This window comes from Ancylobacter sp. G4_0304 (genome assembly GCF_047501495.1).
Taxonomy (GTDB): Bacteria; Pseudomonadota; Alphaproteobacteria; order Rhizobiales; family Xanthobacteraceae; genus Ancylobacter.
The window spans coordinates 1-22,727 of the sequence record NZ_JAZDRM010000051.1; the positions used below are offsets into that span (position 1 = coordinate 1).

A 22,727-nucleotide genomic window follows, 5' to 3' on the forward strand; every position below is an offset into this window, starting at 1 on the left:
CTCAATAACTCCATGTAGATCACTCCGCTGTCCCCCGCGATGCCGCGTGAGACGTGGTGAAAACATGGGTCAGTTCTCGATGGAAAAATCCGCTCCTGCCGGGTCAGATCTCAGTGGAAATCAACAAGGGCGGTTTATGGAGCCTCGTTCGAGCCCGCTTGCGCCTTCTTATGGCGTGACCGCCGCCGCGCGAGCGGGGGCGCCCCCGAACAGCCTTGCATGTTCCGCCCGCGCGTAACGATCGGTCTGGCCGGCGAGGAAATCGGCGATGCGCCGGGCGCGGCGCGGCGGCGGCAGCGCGTCGATGCCGGCCCGCCATTCCGCCGGCAGCGCCAGCGTGTCGGCCATGTAGCGCGCGAACAAGGCGCGCACCACCTCGCCGGCGGCATCCATTTCCGCCATGACCCGGGGATGGCGGTACATGCGCGGGAACAGGAACGCCTTCACCGCGCGCTCGGCCTGCGCCATGGCGGGCGAGAACGCGACCAGCGGCCCGGCCAGCCGGCGCACATCGTCCGCGCTCGAAGGCTGCGCCGCCGCCACGCGGCGCCCGGTCTCGGCCACCACGTCCTCGATCAGCACCGTGATCACCCGCCGGCCGATCTCGTGGATCATGCGGGGAAGGTCGAGCCCCGGCCATTGCGCGCGGATGGCGCCGACCACCTCGCCGATCAGCGGCAGGCCGGCGATCTCGTCGACCGCGAACAGGCCGGCACGCAGGCCGTCGTCGAGGTCGTGCACGTCATAGGCGATGTCGTCGGCCAGCGCGGCGACCTGCGCCTCGGCGCCCGGCCAGCTCCACAGCCACAGGTCCTGCCGCTCGGCATGAACCGCCAGTGCATGCGGCAGCGGTTCGGCGAGCGGGCCGTTGTGCTTGACGATGCCCTCATGCACTTCCCAGCTCAGATTGAGCCCGTCAAAGGCCGGGTAGCGATTCTCCAGCTTGGTGACGACCCGCAGCGACTGGGCGTTGTGGTCGAAGCCGCCATACTCCGCCATGCAGGCGTCGAGCACGCGCTCGCCGGCATGGGCGAAGGGCGGGTGGCCGAGATCGTGCGCCAGCGCCAGCGTCTCGGCGAGGTCCTCGTCGAGCCCCAGCGCGCGGGCAAGCGAGCGCGCGACCTGCACCACCTCCAGCGTGTGGGTCAGCCGGGTGCGGTAGTGGTCGCCCTCGTGATAGGAAAACACCTGCGTCTTGTAGGCGAGGCGCCGGAAGGCACTGGAATGGATGAGCCGATCGGCATCGCGGCGGAAGGCGCTGCGCGCTCCGCTGTCCGGCTCCGGGAACAGCCGTCCCCGGCTCTGCTCCGCCATCGACGCCCATGGCGCGCGCGGAGCGGCTCCTGCCACCGCCATCAGGCCCTCGCCGCCGTCATGAGCGGGTCTCCCATGCGTCCGCCCCCTTTGACTCGGGGCGGGCAGCACTTAACTATTGCGGCAGGTCACATTCAACCCGAAGACAGCGCCATGAGCTCAAGCCCTTCGATTGTCCCGGTGGAAAGCGCTACGATCGACAGCGTCGGCGTCACGCCGAGTGCGGTGCGGCGCATCGCCGAAATCCTGAGCCAGGAGGCACCGGAGAGCATGCTGCGCGTCAGCGTGGAAGGCGGCGGGTGCTCGGGCTTCCAGTACAAGTTCGACATTACCCGCGAGCGCGAGGCGGACGACATCGTCATCGCCGAGGGCGGCGCGACCGTGGTGATCGATCCGGTCTCGCTCGAATACATGTCGGGCTCCCACATCGATTTCGTCGACGACCTGATCGGCGCCTCGTTCAAGATCGCCAACCCGCACGCCACCGCCTCGTGCGGCTGCGGCACGAGCTTCGCGCTCTGATGGGCCCCGTCGGCGTGCTCTGCGCGCTGCAGCAGGAACTGGCTTATCTCGCCGACAATCTCGACCACGACGACACGACCAGCGTGGCCGGCATGGATTTCCATACCGGCCGCCTCGACGGTCACAGCGTCGTGCTGGCGCAGGCCGGCATGGGCAAGGTCAACGCCGCCATCGCCTCCACGCTGCTGATGGAACGCTTCAAGGCCCGCACCCTGCTGTTTTCCGGCATTGCCGGCGGGCTGGACCCGGCCCTGAGCATTGGCGACGTGGTGATCGCCGACCATGTGCTCCAGCACGATGCCGGCTTTACCGACCCGGACGGGTTCAAGGTCTATCAGGCCGGACACCTCCCGTTCTTCCGGCCCTATGAGGGGCTCGGCCACGCCGCCGATGCCGATCTTCTGCGCCGGGCGCAGGCCGCGCTCGCCGATCTCTCCCTCTCCCCGCTCTCCGCCAGCCCGAATTCCCGCCCGCCCCGGCTCCATGTCGGGCGCGTACTGACCGGCGATCAGTTCGTGAACAGCGAGGCGCTGCGCGTGCGGCTGTTCGAGGAGCTGGGCGGGGCGGCGGTGGAGATGGAAGGCGCGGCGATGGCGCAGGTCTGCGAGGCGTTCGGCGTGCCGTGGCTGGTGATCCGCGCCTTGTCGGACCTCGCCGGGGCGCAGTCGCATTTCGACTTCGCGACCTTCGTGGACGAGGTGGCGATGTCCTCGGCGCTGATCGTGCGCCGGCTGCTTCCGGTGCTGTGACGCGTCTTTATCGCGGCTTTATCCCCCTGCCCCGCCTTCGCCATCGAAAGCTGACCGGACCGCCGCCATATTGAAGCCACGGCCGACCCCGGCCGATGGAGGCTTTCATGATGCTCTCGTCTCTTATCGTCGCCCTGATGCGCACGCTGCATCATCTCGACCGCAAGCTCACCGACGGCGCGTGGCAGCATGGCCGCTATTGCGTGGCCGACGAGAAAATCCGCCGCCGCCGCTGAGGACGGCATTTGCGCCGGCCGGCGCGAGGCCGCATTCTGCGCGCCGACTCGACCTGGGCCCGCAAGCGGCGGGCCTCCCGACACGCGGATCAACGCCCATGCGCATCGCCACCTGGAACGTCAACTCGATCCGGCTGCGGACCGACAACACGCTGGCCTGGCTGAAGGAGACCCAGCCGGACGTGGTGTGCCTGCAGGAGATCAAGTGCCAGGACGAGCAGTTCCCGCGCGAGGCCTTCGAGGCCGCCGGCTACAACGTCGCCGTCCATGGCCAGAAGGGCTTCAACGGCGTCGCCATCCTCTCCCGCCTGCCCTTCGACGAGGTAACCGCCGGCCTGCCGGGCGACGAGGCCGACGTGCAGTCGCGCTTCATCGAGGTGGTGGTGTCGACCGGCAAGGGCGTGGTGCGGGTGTGCGGCATCTATCTGCCGAACGGCAATCCGCCGGACACCGAGAAGTATCCCTACAAGCTCGGCTGGATGGCGCGGCTGAAAGCCCATATCGCGCAGCGCCTCGCCTATGAGGAACCGCTGATCGTCGCCGGCGACTACAATGTCATTCCCGCGCCCGAGGACGTGCACGATCCGCGCGCCTGGGAGGGCGATGCGCTTTATCTGCCGCGCACGCGGCTTGCCTTCCGCGAGCTGATCAATCTTGGCCTCACCGATGCGGTGCGGGCCTCCAGCGACGCGGCGGGACTCTATACATTCTGGGATTATCAGGCCGGCGCCTGGCCGCGGAACAATGGCATCCGCATCGACCACCTGCTGCTGTCGCCGCAGGCCGCGGACCGGCTGAAGGGGGTCGGCATCGACAAGCATGTGCGCGGCTGGGAGAAGCCGTCCGATCACGTTCCGGTCTGGGCGGATATCGATCTGGCCGCCTGACATCCCGTCAGGCCGGCGAGGCGGCGCCTCAGCGCGTCGCCTTCATGTATTGTTCGAGATAGACAAGGGCCATGGCGCGCTCATCGGAGTTGGCCGAGCTGAACGCCTCCTCATAGAGATCGACGACCCATTTATCGTCCGGGCCGGCGGCGGCGTCGCGGGCAAGCGTCAGCCACATCAGGCCGCGCGCGGCCTGGCGGGCGATGCCGTCATCGCCCTTGAACAGCATGCCGCCGAGCGCGGCCTGCGCCTGATATTGCCCCTTATGCGCGGCGAGGCCGAGCCAGCGGGCGGCAAGGCGGGTGTCGCGGTTGACGCCGGTGCCCTCGATATAGAGCCGCGCCAGATGATACTGCGCGTCCGGGTCGCCGAAATAGGAGGCGGCATAGGCGAACATGTCGCGCGCGCGGTTGGGGTCGCGGCGGACATTGCTGTTGGGAATCCCGATCAGGTAATAGGCACCGAGCGAGACAAAGGCATTGGCGACGAAGCGCGCCTGCGGTGCCGACGGGTTGTCGTCGGCATGCATGTTGGCGATCTGGGTGAAGTATTCGAACGCCTTGATGTCGTTGCGTTCGACACCCTCGCCCTCGACATACATGCGCCCGAGCTTCCACTGCGCGCCGACATGACCCTGGTCGGCCGCGTAGCGCAGCGCATCGACGCCCTTCTCGGTCTCGCCGGAACGCAGCGCCTGCGTGCCGAAGCGCACCGATTCATCGATGCCGCGCGGCATGGCGCCCGAGAGCGCGCCGCCCGGAATCACCGCGCTCGGCACCACTGGCCCCGGCAGCGCCGGGGCAATGGGGCCGGCCGTGCCGTCGAACGCCGGCGCGACAGCCGGCGTTGCGACGAGCGCCAGAACGGCGAGAAGGAGTGAACGGTCAAATATCCGCATAGCACGATGTCTCGGCCGCGCCGCCGGGATGGGTCACCGCGCCATCACGGGCGGGTCCCACGGCCTGCGCGAACTTCCAGATAGCCCCCGAGCCAACCGGAGACGGACGCGGCTCCCACTCCGCCTTGCGGGCGGCGAGTTCCTCGTCCGACAGCGCCACGTCGAGGGTGCCCTCGATCGCGTCGATGGTGATGATGTCGCCGTCGCGCAGCAGGCCGATCGGCCCGCCGACCGCCGCTTCCGGCCCGACATGGCCGATGCAGAAGCCGCGCGTCGCGCCGGAGAAGCGGCCGTCGGTGATCAGCGCCACCTTGTCGCCCATCCCCTGGCCGTAGAGCGCCGCCGTGGTCGACAGCATCTCGCGCATGCCGGGGCCGCCCTTCGGGCCTTCATAGCGGATCACCAGCACCTCGCCCTCCTTGTAGGCGCGGTTGGTGACCGCCTCGAAGCAGGCTTCCTCGCCGTCGAAGCAGCGCGCCGGGCCCGAGAACTTCTGGTTCTTCAGGCCGGCAACCTTCACGATGGCGCCTTCAGTGGCGAGATTGCCCTTGAGGCCGACCACGCCGCCGGTGACGGTGATGGGGTCATTGGCCGGGCGAACCACGTCCTGGTGCGGGTTCCACTTCACCGAGGCAAGGTTCTCGGCAATGGTGCGGCCGGTCACCGTCATGCAGTCGCCGTGCAGATAGCCGTGCTCCAGCAGGGTCTTCATCAGCAGCGGAATGCCGCCGGCCTCGAACATGTCCTTGGCGACATAGCGGCCGCCCGGCTTGAGGTCGGCGATGTAGGGCGTGCGCTTGAAGATCTCGCAGACGTCGAACAGGTCGAACTTGATGCCCGCCTCATGGGCGATGGCCGGCAGGTGCAGGCCGGCATTGGTTGAGCCGCCGGAGGCCGCGACCACCGTCGCCGCGTTTTCCAGCGCCTTGCGGGTCACGATATCGCGGGGGCGGATGTTGCGGGCGATGAGGTCCATCACCTGCTCGCCAGCGGCCATGCAGAACTTGTCGCGGATTTCGTAAGGAGCGGGCGCGCCGGCCGAATAAGGCAGCGCAAGGCCGATCGCCTCGGAGACCGTCGCCATCGTATTGGCGGTGAACTGCGCGCCGCAGGCACCGGCCGAGGGGCAGGCCACCTGCTCCAGTTCATCGAGGTCTTCGTCGTTCATGGCGCCGACCGAGTGCTTGCCGACCGCCTCGAACAGGTCCTGCACCGTGACCGGCTGGCCGCGGAACGAACCAGGAAGGATGGAGCCGCCATAGATGAAGATCGACGGCACGTTGAGGCGCACCATGGACATCATCATGCCGGGCAGCGACTTGTCGCAGCCGGCGAGGCCGACCAGCGCGTCATAGGCATGACCGCGAATCGTCAGCTCGACCGAGTCGGCGATGACCTCGCGCGAGGCCAGCGAGGCCTTCATGCCTTCGTGGCCCATCGCGATGCCATCGGTGACGGTGATGGTGCAGAACTCGCGCGGAGTGCCATTGGCGGCGGAGACGCCCTTCTTCACCGCCTGCGCCTGGCGCATCAGCGAAATATTGCAAGGCGCGGCCTCGTTCCAACAGGAGGCGACACCCACCAGCGGCTGGTGAATCTGCTCCCGGGTCAGGCCCATGGCATAAAGATAGGAACGATGCGGCGCGCGCGACGGCCCTTCCGTGACGTGACGGCTGGGCAGGTTGCGCTTGTCGATGATGGTCTTGGCGTCCATTTTTATGCACTTTCCCGGCGGAAGCGGAATTCACGGGCCCTGCACCCGAGACACTACTCTCCACTACCTGTCTGTCGGATTTCGTGCCGGTTTGTGGCGTCTTCTAGGCGCCGGAGGGTCTGGTTCCGCTTATGGTTGCGAATGAGCGACACTGTTGCACATCCGTCACGTCGAACGGTAGTGCAGGAGAGCCACGGCCGAGCGCCGAGTGCCGCCATGGCTAAGTTTTCCTTGCCGTCCGCATCGGCACCGCCCGGCATGTCTTCCACGAGGGCAACTGCCTGTCATCGGCGTGTCACGCGCCTGTGCGGAAAGCACAATCCCGAACCACGCCAATCACCTGCGAGAGGACCTGACGGACATGTCGAGCGGCAATATCGTTGAACGGCTGCGGGCGATGGCGGCGGATATCGAGCGCTTTCCGCGCGACAAGATCGAGGACGAACTCTCCGAGGCGGCCGACGTGATCGAGCGGCTGCGCGCCGAACTCGACAAGTTCCTGCCTCCGGTCGAGACCCCGGCGCCGGACAGCACCGTCAAGCGCGGGTAAGGAAAACCGCCGCCGGCCTTCAGTCGGCGGCGCTCCGCACCCAATGCGCCGAGGAGACCTGCGGCAGGCGCCGCAGCTGCGCGACCAGATCGTCCAGCTCCCGGCGCGAGGCCACGGTGGAGACCAACTGCGCCGTGATCTCCACCATGTCGTTGGGACGTGGCTCGTCGTCGATCGATGCGGCCGGAAAGCTGGCATTGTCCAGCTCGGCGGAAAGCCGCGCCTGCAGATCGGCGCTGTCGGCCAGCCGGCCGATCACGATCAGCTCATAGCTGGCTTCGCTCTCCTCGCCCTGCGGCAGGCGCTCCATCCACCGCACCAGCGGACGCAGCAGCGTGTTGCCGGCCAGCACGAAGGCGGTGAGCAGGATCGCCTGCGCGATGAGGTCCGCCCCGGCGCAGGCGCCCACCGCCGCGGAGCACCACAGCGTCGCCGCGGTGTTGAGCCCGGAAATATTGGCGCCGTCCTTCATGATCACGCCGGCGCCGAGGAAGCCGATGCCGGACACCACATAGGCGACGACACGCACCGCCCCGTCCGGACCGCTCAGATGCATCGCCATGTCGACAAACTGGCAGGCGCCGATGGCCACCAGCACATTGGTGCGCAGCCCCGCCATGCGCTGGCGGTATTGCCGCTCGGCGCCGATCAGCGTGCCCATCGCGAAGGCGACGATCAGGCTGACCAGCGTGCTGCCGAGTTCGGCGAACTGGAACGAGGCGATGAACGGCATGGGTCTGTCTCGCCTCGCATTATCGCGGATCAGCGGCGGACAGGGCGCCATCGCCCTGCCCTGTCTGGTCTAATGCCTGGCGGGTGACGTTTCGATGACGGGCAGCGGCAAGGCCGCGCCCATAGCTCACGCCCCCTTGATCACGCTCCTCTGCTCACGCCCCCTTGCCGAGCCTTGCCAGCGCCTCGCGGATTTTCGCGGCGCGGGCATCGGCCGCCTCGCGGCGCTCGCGCTGCTCCTCGATCACCTCTTCCTTGGCGCGGGAGAGGAAATCGGGGTTGTTGAGCTTCACGTCGATCTTGGCGATCTCGTCGCTCGCCTTGGCCAGTTCCTTGGCGAGGCGCCCGGCTTCCGCGTCCATGTCGATGATGCCGGCGAGCGGCAGCGCCGCCGTCTCGCCGCGCACAACGATCTGCACCGCCCCTGCCGGCGCCTCGTGCTCGAAGGCGATGGAGGACAGCCGGGCGAGACGTGCCAGCGCATCGTTCCACACGCCGACACGCTCGCGGGTGATCTCCGACACGCCGACCAGGACCAGCGGGATCTGCGCACCCGCCGGCACGTTCATTTCCGCGCGCACCGAGCGGATTTCGGTGACCAGATCGACCAGCCAGCCCATCTCGGCCTCGGCATTGGGCGCCTCCAGATCTTTCAGCACCGGCCAGGAGGACAGCGCGAGCAGGTTTTCGCGCGGGGTGCCGCCCTCGGCGGTGCGCGCCCACAGCTCCTCGGTGAGGAACGGCATGAACGGGTGCAGCAGCTTCAGGATTTCATCCAGCACGAAGGCGGTGGTGGCGCGGGTCTCGGCCTGATGCGGGTTCTCGGCGTTCATGAACACCGGCTTGGCGAGTTCCAGATACCAGTCGCAGAAGATGTTCCAGACGAAGCGATAGGCCGCGCCGGCCGCCTCGTTGAACTTGTACTCCTCCAGCGCCTTGGTGATCTCACCGAGCGTCTTCTGGGTCTCGGACAGGATCCAGCGGTTGAGCGCCGACTGCACGCCCGCAGGATTGAAGCCCTCGACCCGCCCGCAGCCGTTCATCTCGGCGAAGCGCGCGGCGTTCCACAGCTTGGTCGCGAAATTGCGGTAGCCCTCGACGCGCGAGGTGGCGAGCTTGATGTCGCGCCCCTGCGCCGCCATCGCCGCCAGCGTGAAGCGCAGCGCGTCGGCGCCGTACTTGTTCACGAGGTCGAGCGGGTCGATGACGTTGCCCTTGGACTTCGACATCTTGGCGCCCTTCTCGTCGCGGACGAGGGCGTGGATGTAGACGTCCTTGAACGGCACTTCGCCGTCCATGAAGTGCAGGCCCATCATCATCATCCGGGCGACCCAGAAGAAGATGATGTCGAAGCCGGTGATCAGCACGGAGGTCGGGTAGAAGCGCGCGAGTTCGCCGGTCTCGTCCGGCCAGCCGAGCGTCGAGAACGGCCACAGCGCCGAGGAGAACCAGGTGTCGAGCACGTCCTCGTCGCGGGTGATCAGCGCCGCGCGCTTCTCGGGATCCGTGGCGAGCACCTGCGCCTCGGCATCGGTGATGATGCCGTTCTGCACGCAATGGGCGAGCGCGGCGGCGACCGCCTCCTCCTCGCTCTCCTCGACGAAGATGCTGCCGTCCGGCCCGTACCACGCCGGAATCTGGTGGCCCCACCACAGCTGGCGCGAGACGCACCAAGGCTGGATGTTCTCCAGCCACTCGAAATACGTCTTCTCCCAGTTCTTCGGCACGAAGGAGGTTCGCCCCTCGCGCACCGCCGCCAGCGCCGGCTGCGCCAGCGTGTGGGCGTCGACATACCACTGGTCGGTGAGCCAGGGCTCGATCACGACGTTGGAGCGGTCGCCATGGGGCACGGCATGGGTGTTCGGCTCGATCCTGTCGAGCAGGCCGCGCTCCTCCATCAGCGCGACCACGGCCTTGCGGCCGGCCTCGCGGCTCAGCCCGTCCAGCGCCAGCACGAGGTCAAGATCGGGGCCGGGAATCGTGCCGTCGAGGAAGTCGTCATTGCCCTTGAGGGTGAGGCGCGCTTCCGAATCCAGCACATTGATCATCGGCAGGTCGTGGCGGCGGCCGACCTCGAAATCGTTGAAGTCGTGCGCCGGGGTGATCTTCACCGCGCCGGTGCCCTTGGTCGGGTCGGAATACTCGTCCGCGACGATCGGGATCAGCCGGCCGACCAGCGGCAGCACCACCTTGGCGCCGGCGGCGACCAGGCCCTGATAGCGCGGGTCTTCCGGGTGCACCGCGACCGCGGTGTCGCCCAGCATGGTCTCGGGGCGTGTGGTCGCGACCACGATGTAGTCTCGGGTCTCGAACTCATAAGGCTGGTTGTTCTCGTCGAAGGCGATCGGGTGCTGGTAGGTCACGCCGTCGGCGAGCGGGTAGCGGAAGTGCCAGAGATGACCCTTCACCTCGACCTGAAGCACCTCTAGGTCGGAAATGGCGGACTGGAACTTCGGGTCCCAGTTCACCAGCCGCTTGTCCTTGTAGATCAGCCCTTCCTTGTAGAGCCGGACGAACACTTTCAGCACGGCGCGGGACAGGCCCTCATCCATGGTGAAGCGCTCGCGCGACCAGTCACAGGAGGCGCCCAGCTTCTTGAGCTGGTTGATGATGGTGCCGCCGGATTCCTCCTTCCACTGCCACACGCGCTCGATGAAGGCCTCGCGGCCCATCTCGCGGCGGCCGGGAAGCTGGCGCTCGGCGAGCTGGCGCTCGACCACCATCTGGGTGGCGATGCCGGCATGGTCGGTACCGACTTGCCACAGCACATCCTTGCCGCGCATGCGCTCGAAGCGGCACAGCACGTCCTGCAGCGTGTTGTTCAGCGCGTGGCCCATGTGGAGCGAGCCGGTGACGTTCGGCGGCGGGATGACGATGCAATAGGGCGGCGCGCCGGCCCGCTCGGGACGCCCGGCCTTGAATGCCTGCGCATCCAGCCAGCCCTGGTAGATGCGGTCTTCGACGGCGGCGGGATCGAACCTGTTATCGAGCATGACGGCTCCGGGCACCTCGTTCGAGCCCTCCCCTCCGGCGGACGTGCCGCTTCGGGCCGGGACGGGCTCACGATCAAGACAGGAGAGCCCGATCCGGTCGGCGCGGGCTCTGGAATGGGTGCGAGAGAAAGCGGAGCCGGCCGGCCGAGTCAACAACGACATCGGCGAGAGGCCCCTCACGCACCAAAGGCGGGCCACCCGCGAGGGCACCCGCCTTTGCAGAAGGTAGTGCTGAAACGAGGAGGTCAGCCCTGACGGGCGACGCGCTCGATCTCGGCGCGCACGAGGCGCTCGACCAGCGCCGGCAGGTTCTCGTCGAGCCAGCTCTTGAGCATCGGGCGGATCGCCTCGGTCACCACATCCTCCACCGAACGCGAGTTCGAGGCGACGGTGCGGGCGAGCGAGCCGAAGGACGCCGCGACCGCGCTGTTGGTCGGCGCGGAGACCAGACGCTCGGGACGCGGCAGCTCGGCCGCCGACTCAGGCGCCCGCACCGGCGGCACGGGGCGCGCCTCTACCGAAGCGGCGGGCGAGGCCGGGCTACGCGGCGAGAGAGGGGCGGGCTTGGCTTGCACCTGCATGTCGACGGCCTCCGGCACGGGGGGAGCGGTTTCGGCCGGCGCGGGCGCCGGCTCGGCGGAAGTCGCGGCGGCCCAGGAAGCGGCCACGGGAGAGTCGTGTTCGTCCTGGACGGCAGCATCCAGCGCGACGCCCGCCGGCGCGGACGTTTCGGCAACCGCCGCGTCGCTCGCGGGCGCCTCGTCGACTGCGGGGATCGCCGCAGGCTGAAACAGCTCTGCCGGAACGGCAGCGAGTTCGGCCTGCACCGCCTGTTCGACGAGGGCGAGATCCATCAGCGCGGCGGCGAAGGGGGCGTCGAGATCGAGCTCGTCGACCGCCGGCTCGGCATTGGCCTGCGGTGCCGGCTCCGGCGCGGCGCGCGAGACGCCATAGCTGCGCGGAGCGTAAGGATCGGCCAGCGGGCGGCGGGCCGCCGCCGGGGTGTAGCCGGCCGCCGCGCGCGGCGCGGGCGCCACCAGCGGACGAGCGAAGGCGCGCGGCTCTGACGCGCGATCTTGGGAGATGCGAGCTTCCGGGGCACGCGGCTCGGAGACGACCGGACGGGCGGGCTCGGCCTCGCGGCTGGGCGCCTCGGCGGCCTCCACTGCGGGAGCGGTGGGCTCCGGCGCACGGCTACTGGCCGCATCGGCCGCGACATCGTCGGAGATGATGCGGCGGATGGAGGCGAGAATCTCTTCCATGGACGGCTCGTTGGCCCTCGCACTCACCGACATGCGCTGCATCCGATTGTTGAAACGACGCCACACCGACGGAAATGTCGCCGAATCGGGGCGAATCACTCCGTTAACATCACGTAAATATGGCACCGGGAAAAGGTGGGCGCCACGCAGGACGCCCGTCAAGATTGTGGACGGCGCACGCGCCGTCCGTTCTCACTGTCCGCCGGGCGTGCGCACGCCGAACCAGGCATCGCGGACCTGGTCGTAATGGACCTTGGGGTTATAGGTCGCAACCTTGAGCCCGAGCCTGGTGGAGCTGAGCTCGCCGCTGGCGGACAGCACGGCATAGGACGCCACCACGCGGTCGCGCTGGGCGATGACGAGGCTGGCGCGGGCATTGAACAGCGCGGTCTGCGCGTTCAGCACGTCGAGCGTGGTGCGCTGGCCGACACGCCACTCCTCGCGCACGCCACGCAGCGCGATCTCGTTGGCGGCCACGGAAGCCTGAGCCGATTCGATCGCCGCCTTGGCCGCTTCGAGGGCGCCCCAGTACTGCACGACATTGGCGCGAACCTGCTCGCGGTTCACATCGACCTCGATGCGCATCTGGCCAAGCGTTTCCTTGGTCTGGCGGATGGTCGCGAACTCGGCGCCGCCCTGGTAGATCGGCACGGAGAGGTTCAGCGAGGCCGCGGCCGAGGTCTGGCGCTCGACATTGGCCGAATTGTTGTAGTTGGACGAGGCCGAGCCGTTCAGCGTCAGGGTCGGCGAGAGCGCGCCCTCGGCCACCTTTACGTTCGACAGCGCGGCGTCCACCGCGAATTCCGCCGCCTTGACGGCGGGGTGGCGGGACAAGCCCAACTCGACCGCGCGCGCCTGCGACTTCGCCAGCAGCCCGTCGATCGGGCGGCCGGGCGTCAGCTTCGCCGGACGCAGCCCGGTGACCTGGAAGAACACCGCGTTCGAGGTGTTGAGGTTGGATTCGGCCAGCGAGAGCTCGCTTTCCGCATTCGCCACGCTGGCCTCGGCCTGGGCGACGTCGGTGCGGGTGATCTCGCCCACCGCGAAACGGTCGCGGGCCGCGCGCAGCTCTTCACGCAGCGCTTCGAGGTTCTGCTTCTGCAGCTCCACCAGCGCGCCGTTCTGCAGCACGTTCATATAGGCGGTCGCCGCGTCCAGCAGCACGAGCTGCTCGGTGTTGCGCAGCAGCTCGCGCTGGCCCCTCACCTGCGACTCGGCGCCGCGCACCGAATTGGCGGTGCGCAGGCCGTCATAGATGGTCTGCGCGATGGTGATGCCGACGCCCGAGGGATAGGTCTTGTTATTGCTGATCGCCCCGGTGCCGAGCGCCTGGGCATAGGCCGAATCGACCCGCGTCTCCGCCCACTGCATGCCGACGAAGGCACTGCCGAACACCTGCGGGCGGTAGCCCGACAGCGCGATCGGCACGTATTCGTCGGTCGCGCGGGTGGCCGCGCGCTGGGAGTTGAGCGTCGGATTGTTCTGATAGGCTGCCGAAAGCGCCTGATCGAGGGTCTGCGAATAAGCCGGCAGCGCACTCGCGAGGAAAAGCGCGGTCGCCACAGATGCGACGACCCTGCCTCCGGTAGCAGAAACCCACATGGTCCAAACCCCTGCGAACGCTAGCTTTTTCTGAGGCCGCCCATCAGGCGCGGCCTCAATCCTTTAATCGGTCCTTAATAGGATAGGGGCTGCGCGCCGGTATGTGAACCGGCCGGTTCGGCGCCGCGGGCGTTTTGCGTCGAGCGCGACAGTTCGGCCACAGCTCCCGCGGGGAAGCCTCAGAATACAAAGCCCGGGCGGGCCTCGAAACCGGGGAGGACCGGCACCGCCGCGTCGAAGGCGATGCGCGAGCCGATACCGCCGGTGGTATTGGTGTAGATGCTCGCGCGGCCCGAGCGGCCACGGCCGACCACACAAACGAGTCGGCCCTCGGGCTTGAGCTGCGACAGCAGCGCCGGCGGCACCTCGTCTACCGAACCGTTCAGCAGAATCACGTCGTAGGGCGCCTCGCCCGCCCAGCCCGCGTTCATCGGGCCCTGCACATAGGCGGCATTGAGCAGCCCGAGTTCCTCCAGAATCCGGGTGCCCTGCCCCGCGAGCTCGGCATCCTCCTCCAGCGCCACGACCTGCCCGGCGAGGCGGGCGAGAACGGCGGTGGAATAGCCGGTGGCGGCGCCGACATCGAGCACCAGCGCATCCGGTGCGACCGCGGCGGCCTGCAGCAGGCGCGCCAGAACCATCGGCTCCATCAGGTAGCGCGCGGGGGTGCCCGGCTTCACCAGCAGGTCGTCGTCGATATAGGCGAAGTTCTTGAGGCTGGCGGGCACGAATTTTTCGCGCGGGGTCTCCAGCATGGCCGCCACGATGCGCAGATCGGTCACGTCGTTGGCACGAACCTGCGCGTCGACCATGGCGCGGCGCATCTCGGCGAAATCGATCATCGGTAAACCTCGAAACAGGAAAGCGGCGACGGGCGGTAGCCGGAGAAACGGCCAGGAAACACGGCATGAGTATTGCGCAGGCCCGTCCGTTGGCAAGTCTTCTCGAAGGTTTCCAAATGTCGCAATCCGTCCCCGCTCGGCCGTGCCGGAGCCATTCGCATGTGGATGGCGCGTTGCCGAGCGCGAAAGGCTCTGTTATGAGGCCGCTGCCCGGGCTGGCCCGGCAGGGCCGCCCAGGCTTCGGCCACGTGGCGGAGTGGTTACGCAGCGGACTGCAAATCCGCGTACGGGGGTTCGATTCCCTCCGTGGCCTCCAGTTCACGCACGCGTCGCCGACGGCCTCAATCTTGCCGTCGGCGACGCGTGATGTGCCGGATCGAGGCGTCCGGTCCTGCCTCGGATAAAGGACTGCCAAGGTTTGACAACACGTCATGATCGTCGTTGATGATGCTCCGCGCGCGACCGGCCGCGCGACGACAAGGGTCCTCGCCCGCGGGCCCCAAGCTTCTTGCCGGAAAGGAACCGCCTGATGGTGCCTCCCAAATTGGCCAATGCTTTCCGCAACCTGATCAGTCCCGAGACCCGGGATACGATCGGGCGGCTGCTCCTGACGGACGGGCGCCGCCACTGGAAGGGCTACGCGATCTCCTTCTTCTTCATGGGGATCATGGCCGCGACAACCTCGGGCCTCGCCTATCTGATGGGCGACGTGATCAACCGCATCTTCGTCGAGCAGAATTCGGCGGCGATCTGGATTCTCTCCGGCGCCGTGCTGGCGCTGAGCATCATCAAGGGCTTCGCCACCTATGGCCAGGCGGTGGCGCTGGCGAAGGTCGGCAACCGTATCATCGCCGACAACCAGAAGCGCGTGCTCGACCGGCTGTTCTCGCAGGATGTCCGCTATTTCAGCGGCTCGCACACCGCCGAGATCATGCTGCGCTTCAATGCCGGTGCGCAGGGCGCCCGCAATGTGCTCAACCTGCTGATCACCAGCCTCGGCCGCGACCTGCTCTCGGTGATCGGCCTCACCGCGGTGATGATCATCCAGGACCCGTTCATGGCGGTGATCGGCCTGGTCGTGATGCCGATCGCGGTCGGCGGCGTGCGCAGCCTCATTCGCAAGGTGCAGAAGATCTTCTCGCGCGAATTCTACGCCGCGGTGCAGATCATGACCGAATCCATCGAGGTGTTTCAGGGCATCCGCACCGTGAAGTCCTTCACCATGGAGGACGACCTGCGCGCCCGCATCTATGGCCGCATCGACGGGTTGGAGAAGGCGTCCAACCGGATGATCCGCGCCCAGTCGCAGGCAGGCCCGCTGATGGAGGCCCTTGGCGGCGTCGCGATCGGCCTGGTGGTCATGTATGCCGGCTGGGGCGTGCTCCATGGCGGGCGCACCCCGGGCGAATTCTTCTCGGTGATCACCGCGCTGCTGCTGAGCTACGAGCCCGCCAAGCGGCTCGCCCGACTCAACATCGACATGACGACGCATTTGCTGGGCGCGCGCATGCTGTTCCAGATTCTCGACCTCAAGCCGATCGAGAACGACCCGCCCGGCACGCCGGACCTCCAGCTCAAGGGCGGCGAGATCGCGTTCGATGACGTCTTCTTCGGCTATCGTGAAAACGAGCCGGTGCTGCGCGGCCTGTCCTTCGTGGCTGAGGCCGGCAAGACCACCGCGCTGGTCGGCCCTTCGGGCGGCGGCAAGAGCACGGTGATGGCGCTGATCGAGCGGTTCTACGATGTCGAGTCGGGCACCATTTCCATCGACGGGCAGAATGTCGAGCATCTGACCCGTCAGTCGGTGCGCGAAGCGGTGGGCATGGTGAGCCAGGACGTGTTCCTGTTCTCCGGCACTATCCGCGACAATATCGCCGCCGGCCGTCCGGGCGCGAGCGACGAGGAAATCCAGCAGGCCGCCCGCTCCGCCCACGCGCATGATTTCATCATGACCTTCGCGGACGGGTATGATTCCCATGTTGGCGAGCACGGCGCCCAGCTCTCGGGCGGCCAGCGCCAGCGCATCGCGATCGCCCGCGCCTTCCTGAAGAACGCGCCGATCCTGCTGCTGGACGAGGCCACCGCGGCGCTGGACAGCGAATCCGAGGCCGAGGTGCAGAAGGCGCTGCGCTCTCTCCAGATGCACCGCACGACGCTGGTGATCGCCCATCGCCTGCAGACGGTGGTCAACGCCGACCGCATCTGCGTGATCGAGGGCGGGCGCCTGATCGAGAGCGGACGCCACGACGAACTGATCGCGCGGCGCGGGCGCTATTATTCCTTCCACCAGCTCCAGTTCGCGGGGCAGGAAGAGCGCCTGAGCGCGTAACGATATCCACAGCCACGCGGGAGCGGCTTCACAAACCGATCCTGCGTTGCTATATGCCCCCGGCGTGACGCGCTTGGCGGCTCTGCCCGGCGCCTCCGTTCCCTGATAGCTCAGTTGGTAGAGCGTTCGACTGTTAATCGAATGGTCGCAGGTTCGAGTCCTGCTCAGGGAGCCACTCCCCCGTTTCCGGGGCGGCTCAGCTTCTCCCAAAGCACTCTCCTATCCATTGAAATTGCTGGATAATTTGATTTCCAGCCTCAGCTCGCTGTCCCAGCCGGGATCAGCCAGAGCCACCCCATCCCACGAATTTGTTGGCCTTGTTGTTGGCCTGTAGGCCGTGTTTTCGTGATCCCAGCGATCAGCAGGGATGGCGAACATGGCCTTGTCAGATGCCGCGTGCCGGACGGCCAAAGGCCGGGAAGGCGAATACAAACTTTCCGACGGTGGTGGCCTCTATCTTTTCGTGAAGCCCAACGGCGCCCGGGTCTGGCAGCAGGCCTACAGATTCGCGGGCAAACAGAAGAAACTCACCCATGGGCCTATCCGCTCATTTCGCTGGCCGATGCGCGGCGGCTGCGCGACGAAGCCAAGAGGTTATTGACCTCGGGAGTAGACCCCGGAGCCAACAAACGAGCCAACAAGGCCGCCGTCGCGGCGTCTGTCGCCGCCGCAGCGAGTACCTTCGGGGTCATTGCGACGGAGTTCATCGACAAGATGACTAAGGAAGGGCGAGCCGAGGCCACCCTCCTGAAGGCGCACTGGCTGCTGGAGGAAATCGCAGCCCCTCTTCGCAACCGCCCCATCGCCGAGATCACACCGCCCGAGATTCTTGCCGTCCTGAGGGCGGTGGAGGTCAAGGGGCACTACGAGACCGCGCGCCGCTCCCGCAGCATCATCGGTCAGATGTTCCGTTATGCGATCGCAACCAGCCGCGCAGAACGGGATGTAACGGCGGATCTGCGAGGCGCACTTATCGCACCCACGACCAATCACCGCGCCGCCATCACACGCCCGAAGCGGCTTGGCGAGCTTATGGCGGCCATCTATGGCTGGACGAAGGGTCAGGAAACGACAGTCGCAGGCCTGAAGCTGCTCGCCCTGCTTGCGCTCCGTCCCGGCGAACTCCGCGCCGCCACGTGGGACGAGATTGACCTTGAAGCGGGGGTCTGGATCGTTCCAGCCAGCAGAACCAAGATGCGCCGACCACACCGCACGCCCCTGCCCTTACAGGCCGTAGCCACCTTGCAGGAATTGCGCGACGCCACCCGAAGCGGGATCAGTTCCTTCATGTTTCTTGCGACCGTATCGGTTAGGAAGCCGATGAGCGAGAACACTCTGAACTTCGCGCTACGCCGCCTGGATATAGGGGCGGAGAAAATGACCGCCCACGGTTTTCGAGCCGCGTTTGCCACGCTCGCCAATGCGAGTCGGCGTTGGCATCCCGACGCGATTGAGCGGCAGCTCGCCCATGTTGAGGGCAATAATGTGCGCCGGGCATATACCCGCGGCGAGCATTGGGACGAACGCGTGTTGATGATGCAGTGGTGGGCAGACGAGTTGGATCGGCTTCGAGAGGCGGCCATCGCGGAAGCCAGCACCCAAGCCCATCCCCAGCGCAGGCCCGCAAAGCTTCAATCAGTTCGCCAGTGACGGCCGTCGACGGCGCTTCCCCTGTTAGTGGGGGAGGCTTGAGTGCGGCTATCCTGCGGCGCCTCTACCGGGCCGCTGTCGGACGACGTGAAAGCTGTCGATCCGCGGCGCCGCTCGAAGCGACCGTTCTTGAGTGGCACTGAGAACTGACAGTCGCTCGCCGCGCGCATAGGCGCAAAATTCAGATAAGATGGGCTTTTGTTATCATTTTTCATGGATAGTTACGACTTTTTCAGGATAGTCTTTCGGGCCACGCCATCCGCGACGCACAAGAATGCTTTTTCATGAGCGACGGCACGACATACGATTTTTCAGGGCCGGTTACGGTTTTTCACGACCGGTCACTGCCTGAAGACGCGACCCCCGCCGGCTACGCCGCACTCATCGGCGCGTTCGGCCTTGCCGTGCCGTTGCCGCGGACACTCTGCGCCATCGGAGCTCATCACCGTCTCTATGAACAGGATGGCTGGCGCATATACACGCCGCGCCATGCGCCAGCCGCCAATCTCGAAGGCCACCTCACCTTCGCCCTGAAATATGAGGGGCTCGATCTTCTCGTCCTCAAGACACTTTTTCGCACCACGGGTCCGGCGCCAATCGAAGCGCTGGTGCGCGCAACGCCGACCGGCTCCTACGCAAGGCGCGTCTGGTTTCTCTATGAATGGCTGCTTGGCGAGACGCTCGATCTTCCGGCCGCAGAAAAGGGAGCCTATGCCCTAGTCGTCGATCCCGACCTGCAATGGGCGGCGTCCGGAACCACGTCGACCCGCCATCGTGTCAGGAACAACCTGCCTGGCACGCCAGCCTTCTGCCCCATGGTTTTTGCGACGGAAGCTCTCAAGGCCTTCCACGACAGGAATCTCGCCGAACGGGCGCGCGCCGCGATTGCCGACGTGCCGCGCGATCTGCTCGCCCGCACCGCAGCTTTCCTGCTGCTGAAGGATTCCCGCTCCAGCTTCGCCATCGAGGGGGAGCATCCGACGCAGGATCGTATCCAGCGCTGGGGTCGCGCCATCGGCGAGGCAGGCCGACGCTCCTTCGACCTTGACGAGCTCTTAAGGCTTCAGCGCATCGTCATCGGAGATGCGCGCTTCGTCCAGCTTGGACTGCGCACGGAGGGCGGGTTCGTCGGCGAGCATGAACGCGACACCCGTATGCCACTGCCCGATCATATCAGTGCCCGGCATGAGGACCTGCATGATCTCATCCGCGGGTTGGTGGCCTTCGACCGCACGGCAGCGGAGCGCCAAGTTGATCCGGTGATCGCAGCCGCCGCGCTGGCCTTCGGCTTCGTCTACATCCATCCCTTCGAGGATGGGAACGGGCGCCTGCACCGCTACCTGATCCATCACGTCCTTGCTGAACGCGGGTTCAATCCGCCGGGGGTTGTTTTTCCTATCTCCGCGGCGATCCTCGATCGGATCGATGATTATCGGCGGACGCTGGAAAGCTGGTCCGCCCGCCTCCTTCCCTTTATCCAATGGGAGCCGACGCCGACCGGCAACGTCCGGGTGCTGAATGAGACGGCGGATTTCTACCGGTATTTTGATGCGACGCCCCACGCAGAATTCCTCTACGCATGCGTGGAGCGCACGATCGAGATCGACCTGCCGGCCGAGACGCGCTTCCTGCGGGCATATGACGCGTTCCGCGTCGCGATCGGACAGATTGTCGACATGCCGGATCGCACCGTCGATCTCCTCTTCCGCTTACTGCGCCAGAATGAAGGAGTTCTCTCAAAGCGTGCCCGGGAGCAGGAGTTCCAAGAGCTGAGGGCCGACGAGATCGAGCGGGTCGAAGGCGCCTACGCGGCGGCGTTTGCCTCTGATCGCGATGGGGAGTAGAGGCGGCCGCGCACAGCGCTCTGCCTTCAATCGATGAAAACGTGCCACCTCCATCGGAAGCTTGGCAAGCGACAACATCGGCGCTGTTTCGCCGAATCGTCGGCCCGCTATCAAAACCCATCGACTACCGTCTCGTCCCCTGCCGGCCATCGCGGCGGATCGGCAACCCATCGGTTGATATCGGATTCCCTCCAGCCAGCGCCGTTGGTGCTGATCCTGAGCTGGGCGGGGAAGGTGCCCTCGGCGATCTTGCGATAGATGGTGGAGCGGGACAGGCCGGTGCGGGCGAGAACGGTCTTCAGGCGGATGATACGCTCTGGTGTCTGCATGGTGGTGCTGCCTCCTGCTGGATGCGCCTGAGGGCGCCTGCTCCAGACAAGGCATGGGGCCGTCGACCGGCAAGAGGATGAACAGCGCGGGTGGGGCGTGGCGAAGTGGCGGCGGCATATCGGACAGGTCAGAGACCAAGGCCACAGCTGCGGTCGAAGTCGATGCCGTGGCTAAGGGCGAGTTCTCGGCTAAGACTGCGGCCGGTCTCAAAGCTGACGCCCAGTTCCTTCTTGCGAGCGGCGAGAAGGGATTCAAGCTGCGGGTCGCGCTCCAAGCTTCGTGCCATGTCGCCCATCTGGACGCGGGTAGCCTTGTAGCCGGAATAATCGCCGTCGCTGTACTGGCGTTGACGCTGCTGGTCGAGCTTCTTCCAGCGCTCGACAAATTGGCCGGCGCGGCGCTCCGGATCGGAGCGGATTTCGGTTTCAAGCTGCAGGGCCCGGATGGTGCGATTGAGTTTACCGTCGGCGGCCTCGTGCACCAGCTCCGGGTTCTTCTCATAGGCCGCTTCCGCATCGCGCCAGCCATGGGGCCGCACCTCCTCGAAGGCCTTGCGGGCATCAGTGAGCTCGCGCAGCTGCTCAGGCGTTCCCTGGCCGGTCGCGTCGGCCGTAGAGAGGATCGCATCCCACGCACGGGCATGCCGAACAAGCGCGCGGGATCGCGCCTGCCGCAGCACCGCCTCTGGATCCTCGGGAGGCTCCTGGGTGATTGGCCTGACTTTGTTTCCTCGCTCCTCGCGCAGGGCTGGTGCGTCCTGTGCAATGTCTACGGACGGCGTGAGAGTGTCGACGAGGTCGCGCAGCTTTTCCGGGACCTTGCGCACGATCTCGACGACACGCTGGCGGAAGGTGATGCCGCGGCGCTCGGCATAGGCCTTTGCCGGATCGGAGCGCGCATAGTCCGACGCCATGTCCTTGGCTCGGTCACGCGACAGGGTGCGCACCAGCCGATCGCCATTGGCGAAGTCGTCGCGGCCAAAGTGCAGCTCTATCCCATCGCAATGACGCGATAGCGCGACATAGCTGGAATGAGCGTCCATGCCGGGCGTCGCCAGCACATGGGTGCGGTCTACCGTCATGCCCTGTGACTTGTGGATCGTGGCGGCATAGCCATGGTCGATGCGGTCGTAGTCCTTCAGGTCGAAAGAAACGGTTCGGCCATCGTCCGTGCGCACGGACATGGACTGCGCGCTGACCTGTTCGATGCTGCCAAGCGTTCCGTTCTTCACGCCCAGCCCGCGCTCGTTCTGCAGGAACATCACACGGTCGCCGCGGGCGAAGAAACGCTCCCCGCGTTCCACAGTGACGCGCACCTCCTCGCCGAGATCGCCGGCTTCCCGCATGCGGTCGCGGGCGGTCTGGTTGAGAGCGCTCACCTCGTCATTAGTGTGGGTGAGAATGATGCGGCTGCGGTTAGATGCGGCCTGCCGGTCACGGTCCCAGCGGTCGATCAGCTCGCCGCGCGCCTGCTCCCGCGTTTGTGCGGCATGCACCATGCCGTTCCGCTCATAGGCTTCAACAGCATTGCCGATCCTGCCAGTCGCCAGATCGCGCGTGGCGTCGCGCTGCCACTCCGCGCGCTGGCGGCGCACCTCGCTGATCTCCGCGCCACCGTGACGCTCGACGAGCGAGCGGAAGGCCGCGCCCGCCTCGATGGATTGCAACTGCTGCGGATCGCCAACCAGCACCACCTTGGCGCCAACATCCGCAGCATGGGACAGCACGCGCTCCAGCTGGCGCGTGCCAACCATGCCGGCCTCGTCGATCACCAGAACATCGCGCGAGGTGAGCAGATTCCGGCCTTGCCCCCAGCCATGTTCGAGGCTGGCAATGGTGCGCGACGTGATGCCCGATCCGCTCTCCAGATTCTGCGCCGCGATACCGGACAGCGCGACGCCGCGAACCTCCAGGCCGGCCGCTTCCCAGGCCTCGCGCGCCACACCCAGCATGGCGCCCTTCCCCGTCCCGGCATAACCGACGACGATGCCGAGATCGCGCGTGCCGGTGATGTGCGCCAGTGCGTCGGACTGCTCGCCGGAGAGAACGAGCCCGCGCTCAACTGCGCGGGCCAGAGCAGCTTCGCGATCTCTCTCGTTCACCGCATGGCGCTCGCGCTCCGCCATCATCTCGGCGGCCCTATGCAAGCGCTGCTCGGCCTCGATCATCTGCCGCGTGGTGAAGCGATCTTCGCCCCGCCCATCCTTGCCGAGCTCGACGAGATCGGGCGCACGGCCCATCGCACCCATCACCTCGTTGAACTGCTCGATCCCG

General features: G+C 66.7%; 17 protein-coding genes, 2 tRNA genes and 1 pseudogene. 10 read left to right on the forward strand and 10 right to left on the reverse strand.

The genetic code is table 11. From position 1 onward, the window contains the following. Positions 1-168: 168 nt before the first annotated feature. On the reverse strand, positions 169-1,356 hold the full coding sequence (locus VRZ77_RS20245) for a deoxyguanosinetriphosphate triphosphohydrolase (RefSeq protein ID WP_414594383.1): 1,188 nt from the start codon (positions 1,354-1,356) through the stop codon (positions 169-171). A 111-nt stretch (positions 1,357-1,467) separates the two neighbouring features. Between VRZ77_RS20245 and VRZ77_RS20250 the strand changes: the two genes are divergently transcribed. The 4 genes from VRZ77_RS20250 to xth all read left to right on the forward strand — a co-directional run bounded on the left by VRZ77_RS20250 (position 1,468) and on the right by xth (position 3,708). After that, positions 1,468-1,836, forward strand: coding sequence for a HesB/IscA family protein (locus VRZ77_RS20250; protein WP_414594384.1), 369 nt, complete (start codon positions 1,468-1,470; stop codon positions 1,834-1,836). Next, positions 1,836-2,585 (forward strand): 5'-methylthioadenosine/adenosylhomocysteine nucleosidase, encoded by a 750-nt coding sequence (locus VRZ77_RS20255; RefSeq protein ID WP_414594385.1) that lies wholly within the window; start codon positions 1,836-1,838, stop codon positions 2,583-2,585. The genes VRZ77_RS20250 and VRZ77_RS20255 overlap by 1 nt, the downstream gene beginning before the upstream one ends. 107 nt (positions 2,586-2,692) lie before the next feature. Beyond that, entirely contained in the window at positions 2,693-2,821 is a 129-nt protein-coding gene (locus tag VRZ77_RS20260; protein WP_414594386.1) for a hypothetical protein, read from the forward strand. A 98-nt stretch (positions 2,822-2,919) separates the two neighbouring features. Further along, the gene (gene xth, locus VRZ77_RS20265; protein ID WP_414594387.1) at positions 2,920-3,708 is read left to right on the forward strand and encodes an exodeoxyribonuclease III; all 789 of its coding nucleotides are present in this window, start codon (positions 2,920-2,922) and stop codon (positions 3,706-3,708) included. 28 nt (positions 3,709-3,736) lie between these two features. Here the strand turns inward: xth and VRZ77_RS20270 are convergent, their stop codons facing one another. Next, on the reverse strand, positions 3,737-4,606 hold the full coding sequence (locus VRZ77_RS20270) for a tetratricopeptide repeat protein (RefSeq protein WP_414594388.1): 870 nt from the start codon (positions 4,604-4,606) through the stop codon (positions 3,737-3,739). After that, a complete protein-coding gene (gene ilvD / locus VRZ77_RS20275) occupies positions 4,593-6,320 on the reverse strand; it encodes a dihydroxy-acid dehydratase (protein WP_414594389.1) in 1,728 nt (575 codons plus the stop codon). The genes VRZ77_RS20270 and ilvD overlap by 14 nt, the downstream gene beginning before the upstream one ends. A gap of 361 nt (positions 6,321-6,681) precedes the next feature. Between ilvD and VRZ77_RS20280 the strand changes: the two genes are divergently transcribed. After that, positions 6,682-6,870, forward strand: a complete 189-nt coding sequence (locus VRZ77_RS20280) for a hypothetical protein (protein ID WP_414594390.1) — start codon at positions 6,682-6,684, stop codon at positions 6,868-6,870. 19 nt (positions 6,871-6,889) lie between these two features. On the opposite strand, the gene VRZ77_RS20285 is transcribed toward VRZ77_RS20280, so the two are convergent. The 5 genes from VRZ77_RS20285 to VRZ77_RS20305 all read right to left on the reverse strand — a co-directional run bounded on the left by VRZ77_RS20285 (position 6,890) and on the right by VRZ77_RS20305 (position 14,301). Then, on the reverse strand, positions 6,890-7,603 hold the full coding sequence (locus tag VRZ77_RS20285) for an MgtC/SapB family protein (protein ID WP_414594391.1): 714 nt from the start codon (positions 7,601-7,603) through the stop codon (positions 6,890-6,892). A gap of 154 nt (positions 7,604-7,757) precedes the next feature. Next, entirely contained in the window at positions 7,758-10,595 is a 2,838-nt protein-coding gene (locus VRZ77_RS20290; protein ID WP_414594392.1) for a valine--tRNA ligase, read from the reverse strand. 245 nt (positions 10,596-10,840) lie between these two features. Next, the gene (locus tag VRZ77_RS20295; RefSeq protein ID WP_414594393.1) at positions 10,841-11,857 is read right to left on the reverse strand and encodes a DUF2497 domain-containing protein; all 1,017 of its coding nucleotides are present in this window, start codon (positions 11,855-11,857) and stop codon (positions 10,841-10,843) included. 192 nt (positions 11,858-12,049) lie between these two features. Further along, positions 12,050-13,459 (reverse strand): TolC family outer membrane protein, encoded by a 1,410-nt coding sequence (locus VRZ77_RS20300; RefSeq protein WP_414594394.1) that lies wholly within the window; start codon positions 13,457-13,459, stop codon positions 12,050-12,052. A gap of 179 nt (positions 13,460-13,638) precedes the next feature. Beyond that, positions 13,639-14,301: a protein-L-isoaspartate O-methyltransferase family protein gene (locus VRZ77_RS20305; RefSeq protein ID WP_414594395.1), complete on the reverse strand. Its 663-nt coding sequence runs from the start codon at positions 14,299-14,301 to the stop codon at positions 13,639-13,641. Between the two features lie 242 nt (positions 14,302-14,543). Between VRZ77_RS20305 and VRZ77_RS20310 the strand changes: the two genes are divergently transcribed. The 5 genes and pseudogenes from VRZ77_RS20310 (at position 14,544) to VRZ77_RS20330 (ending at position 20,124) form a co-directional block, all read left to right on the forward strand. Beyond that, positions 14,544-14,617, forward strand: a tRNA-Cys gene (locus tag VRZ77_RS20310). A 213-nt stretch (positions 14,618-14,830) separates the two neighbouring features. Next, the gene (locus VRZ77_RS20315; RefSeq protein ID WP_414594396.1) at positions 14,831-16,630 is read left to right on the forward strand and encodes an ABC transporter ATP-binding protein; all 1,800 of its coding nucleotides are present in this window, start codon (positions 14,831-14,833) and stop codon (positions 16,628-16,630) included. A gap of 99 nt (positions 16,631-16,729) precedes the next feature. Beyond that, positions 16,730-16,805: transfer RNA gene (locus VRZ77_RS20320), tRNA-Asn, on the forward strand. A gap of 201 nt (positions 16,806-17,006) precedes the next feature. Then, positions 17,007-18,280 (forward strand): annotated as a pseudogene (locus tag VRZ77_RS20325) (tyrosine-type recombinase/integrase). A 284-nt stretch (positions 18,281-18,564) separates the two neighbouring features. After that, positions 18,565-20,124: a Fic family protein gene (locus tag VRZ77_RS20330; protein ID WP_414594397.1), complete on the forward strand. Its 1,560-nt coding sequence runs from the start codon at positions 18,565-18,567 to the stop codon at positions 20,122-20,124. A gap of 110 nt (positions 20,125-20,234) precedes the next feature. Here VRZ77_RS20330 and VRZ77_RS20335 read toward each other — a convergent pair whose 3' ends face one another. After that, on the reverse strand, positions 20,235-20,453 hold the full coding sequence (locus VRZ77_RS20335; protein ID WP_414594398.1) for a helix-turn-helix transcriptional regulator: 219 nt from the start codon (positions 20,451-20,453) through the stop codon (positions 20,235-20,237). 128 nt (positions 20,454-20,581) lie between these two features. After that, on the reverse strand, positions 20,582-22,727 hold a 2,146-nt coding region (locus tag VRZ77_RS20340; protein ID WP_414594399.1), incomplete at its 5' end, for an AAA family ATPase.

Excerpts from the sequence above, each read along its gene's own strand:
- VRZ77_RS20305 (WP_414594395.1), bottom strand. The coding sequence starts at position 14,301 with ATGATCGATTTCGCCGAGATGCGCCGCGCCATGGTCGACGCGCAGGTT.
- VRZ77_RS20250 (WP_414594384.1), top strand. The coding sequence starts at position 1,468 with ATGAGCTCAAGCCCTTCGATTGTCCCGGTGGAAAGCGCTACGATCGAC.
- VRZ77_RS20335 (WP_414594398.1), bottom strand. The coding sequence starts at position 20,453 with ATGCAGACACCAGAGCGTATCATCCGCCTGAAGACCGTTCTCGCCCGC.
- VRZ77_RS20295 (WP_414594393.1), bottom strand. The coding sequence starts at position 11,857 with ATGGAAGAGATTCTCGCCTCCATCCGCCGCATCATCTCCGACGATGTC.
- VRZ77_RS20255 (WP_414594385.1), top strand. The coding sequence starts at position 1,836 with ATGGGCCCCGTCGGCGTGCTCTGCGCGCTGCAGCAGGAACTGGCTTAT.
- VRZ77_RS20315 (WP_414594396.1), top strand. The coding sequence starts at position 14,831 with ATGGTGCCTCCCAAATTGGCCAATGCTTTCCGCAACCTGATCAGTCCC.
- VRZ77_RS20280 (WP_414594390.1), top strand. The coding sequence starts at position 6,682 with ATGTCGAGCGGCAATATCGTTGAACGGCTGCGGGCGATGGCGGCGGAT.
- VRZ77_RS20330 (WP_414594397.1), top strand. The coding sequence starts at position 18,565 with ATGAGCGACGGCACGACATACGATTTTTCAGGGCCGGTTACGGTTTTT.
- VRZ77_RS20245 (WP_414594383.1), bottom strand. The coding sequence starts at position 1,356 with ATGGCGGTGGCAGGAGCCGCTCCGCGCGCGCCATGGGCGTCGATGGCG.
- VRZ77_RS20270 (WP_414594388.1), bottom strand. The coding sequence starts at position 4,606 with ATGCGGATATTTGACCGTTCACTCCTTCTCGCCGTTCTGGCGCTCGTC.
- VRZ77_RS20300 (WP_414594394.1), bottom strand. The coding sequence starts at position 13,459 with ATGTGGGTTTCTGCTACCGGAGGCAGGGTCGTCGCATCTGTGGCGACC.
- VRZ77_RS20285 (WP_414594391.1), bottom strand. The coding sequence starts at position 7,603 with ATGCCGTTCATCGCCTCGTTCCAGTTCGCCGAACTCGGCAGCACGCTG.
- xth (WP_414594387.1), top strand. The coding sequence starts at position 2,920 with ATGCGCATCGCCACCTGGAACGTCAACTCGATCCGGCTGCGGACCGAC.
- VRZ77_RS20290 (WP_414594392.1), bottom strand. The coding sequence starts at position 10,595 with ATGCTCGATAACAGGTTCGATCCCGCCGCCGTCGAAGACCGCATCTAC.
- ilvD (WP_414594389.1), bottom strand. The coding sequence starts at position 6,320 with ATGGACGCCAAGACCATCATCGACAAGCGCAACCTGCCCAGCCGTCAC.
- VRZ77_RS20260 (WP_414594386.1), top strand. The coding sequence starts at position 2,693 with ATGATGCTCTCGTCTCTTATCGTCGCCCTGATGCGCACGCTGCATCAT.